2 protein-coding genes are annotated in these 4,843 nt (G+C 46.1%); one reads left to right on the top strand and one right to left on the bottom strand.

Annotation, left to right across the window (positions count from 1 at the left end):
• On the top strand, positions 1-3,865 hold a 3,865-nt coding region (locus PLA23_RS10580; protein WP_324475158.1), incomplete at its 5' end, for a PAS domain S-box protein.
• A 192-nt stretch (positions 3,866-4,057) separates the two neighbouring features.
• Here the strand turns inward: PLA23_RS10580 and PLA23_RS10575 are convergent.
• Positions 4,058-4,843, bottom strand: a 786-nt coding sequence (locus PLA23_RS10575; RefSeq protein WP_324475157.1) for a PAS domain-containing protein, incomplete at its 5' end; no start/stop codon positions are given.

The raw sequence follows: 4,843 nt of genomic DNA, 5'->3' as shown, positions 1-4,843 counted from the left end.
CCCCCCCACCGAGGCAGAGCGATCCATGCGGCTTATCCACACAACCCACGAGGGGGTCAGGTGGGAGACGGTGGAGATTCCCCTTCTGCACGCGTCTGGAGAGATCAAAACCGTCCTATGGAACTCTGCAACAATTTATGATCAGGATGGAAAAACTCCGCTTGCAACCATCGCCCAGGGCAGGGATATTACTGCAGAACGACAGCTGGAGCGGGAGAAGGATGAAGCTGCAGCGCAGATACAGGAAAATATCGCAAAGCTTGCCATCCTGAACGACGGAATACGTAATCCGCTCTCAATTATCGCGACATACATTGAGATGACGTCTGATAAGCAGGTGGCGGATATTATTCTGGGAGAGATCAGACGGATTGACGAGATGGTCACCAGCCTTGATCAGGAATGGATAAAGTCAGAAAAGATACTGAATTTTCTCAAGAAACATGATTTTGAAAGCACCGGGTTTGATATACATACAAACCAGGATCCGTTCGCGGATGAATTTCTGAAAAAGCAAAGGGAATCTTTCTCATCATCCAGGTATGAGGTCTTTATCGAAGAACTTCAGGCACAACTCTATACCATTCTTGACAGCATTGATGCACTCATCTACGTTGCCGATATGGAGAATTATGAGATTCTCTATCTCAATAAACAGGGCAGGTATTTATACGGTAACATTCTGGGCCAGAAATGCTACATGCACCTTCATAATGAGGTAAAAGGGCCCTGCGATTTCTGCACAAATCACTTTCTTGTGGATGGAACAGGCCCGACGGGTGTATACCGATGGGAGTATTATAATGCACAAAAGGGACTGTGGTTCGACTGCCGGGACCGGGCGATCAGATGGACTGACGGGCGACTGGTCCGTCTGGAGGTTGCCACTGACATCACAGAAAAAAAGATGAGAGAGGAGGAACTCCGGCAGAAGACTGAAGAACTTGACCGGTTCTGGAGCTGTAACCTTGATCTTCTTTGCATTGCGGATACAGACGGGTTTTTCAGGAAATTAAATCCGGAATGGGAGACAGCCCTCGGATACCCGCTCGCAGAGCTCGAGGGAAAACGATTCCTTGACTTTGTACACCCTGATGACCTTGAGGATACCCTTCGGGCAATTGCAACCCTCGATGATCAGGTCCCCCTTGTAAACTTCGTGAACCGGTACAGGCATAAGGACGGATCATACCGGTGGATTGAATGGCGTTCATTTCCGTATGGGAAGTATATCTACGCATCTGCACGTGACATTTCTGAATATAAGCGCAATGAAGAAGCAATCAAGCGGAGTGAAGAGCGGTTCAGAACCCTTGTGAATGCGATTCAGGAGACAATGTCAGTCATTGACCGGAATGGCACATTTCTCTATGCAAATGCAGCCGCTGCACGAAACCTGTCAGGGAAGGATCCGTCGTATGTTATCGGAAAGAACATCAGGGATTTTGTTTCCGCACAAAAAGCTGCAGAGTTAATCCACAATTACCAGACCACCATCGACGATGGCGTTCCCTTTTCAGGCGAGGTACTGGTAGAGATGCAGGGGAAAAAGATGTATTTTTTTAACCGGCTCATCCCATTCAGATTTTCACCTGATGAGGAGATGGTCGTCCTCTCACTCTCGCTGGATGTAACTGAGCAGCACGTAATCAGGGAGGAGATTGCTGAGCGGGAAGAACAATACCGGAGGATTGTTGAAACCGCCGAGGAGGGGATCTGGCAGATGGATAGTCAAGAGAATACGGTGTATGTAAATACCCGCATGGCTGAGATGCTTGGGTATACACCGGAAGAGATGCTTGGGAGACCTGTTACCGCTTTTATGCTTCCTGATGACCTAAAGCCTCATCATGATCGGATTATTCACCGGATGCAAGGAAAAAATGACCGGTATGAGCAGCAGTTTGTGAGAAAGGACGGCTCCCGTATATGGCTGCAGGTATCGGCCACTGCTCTTGTTGCCCCTGATGGCACCTTTAACGGCTCATTTGCCATGCTTACTGACATAACGGAGAGGAAGAAGGCTGAGGAGGCCCTTATAGAGAGTGAAACCAGGTTTTATGAACTCTTTCATAACATGCCTGCTGCCGTTGCAATCTATCATGCGGTTGATGACGGGAATGATTTCATCTTTCATGACTTTAACCGTGCAGGTGAGCGGTTCGAACAGATTTCCAGGGATGAGGTTATCGGCAGGAGCGTGAAACAGGTCTTCCCAGGAGTTGTCGATTTCGGTCTTTTTGAAGTATTCCAGCGGGTATACCGAACAGGGGTCCCGGAAAGTCATCCGGTTTCATTCTATAAGGATAACCGGATCACCGGATGGCGTGAGAATTATGTGTACAAACTTCCATCCGGAGATATCGTTGCGATATACGAGGATGTGACCGAACACAAGCAGGCAGAACATGAGCTGTCTGTCCTCTCAGAATCCCTCTCCAAAGCGATGAAGATAGCACACTTGGCAAACTGGGAGTATGACCCGAAATCCGGGTATTTTACGTTCAATGACTTATTTTATGACATGCTTGGAACGAATGCAGCAGAGGCGGGAGGATACCGCATAACAACTAATGAGTTTATAGAACGGTATGGTACTGCACCATACGCAGACCAGGTCAGAAAGACGATTCAAGCGGCATTATCCTCAAAAGACCCGGATTTTGAGATGACTATCGAAGGCGAACTTATCCGTCCTGATACAAGCACACTCTGGGTCATGACATGGTTTACGGTCGATCGGGATGAGTCAGGAGTTATTACCCGGCTCTTTGGTGTCAACCAGGATATTACCGAGCGGAAGAGAATGGAGATTGCTCTTGCCAAAAGCGAGCAGGAATACCGGAGTCTTGCGAACAGCATCACGGACATCTTTTTTGCAATGGATGATAACCTCCGGTATACATTCTGGAACCACGCATCTGAAACATTTACCGGGATATCATCCGATGATGCACTGGGTAAAACCATATATGAGCTTTTTGGCTCACGGGCTGAAGGCCCTGCAGTGGTATACAAAGAAGCGATACAAACCAGAACTCCCCGCACCTTTGAACATTCATATATCCACAACGGGAAGGAATATTTCTTTGAGATAAGTGTGTATCCATCAGAATCCGGTATTTCTGTTTTTACAAAGGATATCACCGAACGAAAAGAGATGGAGAAGAGGCTGAAGGACACAACGCAGAAGTTACTCCTTCTTACCCAGATAAACCGGCATGATATCTTCAATGAGCTGACGGCGATGCATCTATTGCATGATCTTGCCCTGGACACCACCGATCTTGATGAGATCTTCTCTTATATCCGCAGTTCAAAAGAAGGACTCCGCAGGATTGAACAGGTATTGCAATTTACCAGGGAGTATGATTATTTTACATCCTCATCTAGCATGTGGCTGCACCTTCGCCGGATCATTGATTCAGTCAGGGATGAGGTGGCAGCAGGAGATATTCTTTTTGAAAATGAGGTGCTTGAGACCATCGAGATCTATGCAGATGCCATGATACAAAAGGTATTCAGGGCGCTGTATGAAAATGCCATTCGTCATGGACAGACCCTGACATTAGTCAGATTCTATACGATTGAACGTGACCAGGATTTGATTATCGTATGCGAAGATGATGGGGTAGGAATCCCGGACCATGAAAAAGATGCAATTTTTTCATATGGTTATGGAAAACATACCGGTATCGGCCTTTTTCTGGCACGAGAGATACTCTCTGTGAATGGTCTTTCTATACAAGAATCTGGAGTGGAAACAAAGGGGTCCAGATTTGAGATACATATTCCAAAAGGAAAATGGAGATATCAGTATCATCATCATTCAATACATCCTTCAGACCAAGGCCAAACAGAATAGGGAATAATCGAATAAAGGTATTTCATCCGATATTTTTTGCCGAGAGCCGGTTCCATAGGGAGGGAGAGAGCTCACACTATCGTGCCAGGTATTTCAATTCGAATCAGCGGCGGAGGATATTACGGTTCATAATATGTATAATTAGTCCACTTTTTTGAACATACTCATAACCAGGTAATAAAAAAGATACCATTATTTCCGGTCCTTTCCAGTCATGGATTTGGTATCAATATGATGATGTTTCCGAAGAAACTCAAGAACCTTTTCAGATTCTACCCATCTCCGGTCCAGATCATGCACAATTGAATCGATTTTTGCTACCTGCGTACTGATCTTTTCCCCTAGTTCCACATCCTCTAACATACTTGCCAGAGTGAGAATGATACTTAATGGATTTCGTATCTGGTCATTGAGAACCGCAAATTTTGCAATGTTCTTCTCGATCTGTCCGATTGCGGCTGTCTTCTCAGCTTCAAGCTGTCGTTCTCTGGTGATGTCTTTTCCTGAAGCGAGAATCCCTGTGCATTTACCGGATGGAGAACGGATAGCATGCATAAACCATGAAATGGTTCTATGTGAACCATCAATGGTTATAATTTCCCCCTGCCAATGTGTGCACTCACCATACCATCCCTGGAAGAATTCGTGAAAAAATTCTCGTGTCCGAGCCCATTCCGTAGGGGGAAGAAACTGATCAAACCAGTTCTTCCCGATGATCTGATCCTGATGAAGCCCAAGGAATTCACACCCTCTCCGATTAACGAGACTGATCGTACCATTTCTCTCAAAGGCAAGGATCATTACCTCTGCAACATTGAGATATTGCTGTGCCCGTTCCTGCTCAAACCTGATCTGTTCAGCAGCTTGTACTTTTTCTGTTATATCATATGCAATCCCGATAACCCCGTTTATCATATGATCCGGCCCGGTCATGGGGCAGAGTGAGGTTTGAAATATCACTCCGTTATGATCATACTC

The organism is Methanospirillum sp. (genome assembly GCF_035406105.1).
Taxonomy (GTDB): domain Archaea; phylum Halobacteriota; class Methanomicrobia; order Methanomicrobiales; family Methanospirillaceae; genus Methanospirillum.
The sequence above is the reverse complement of the archived record's forward strand: the minus strand, read 5'-3'. Positions and strand labels throughout refer to the sequence as shown.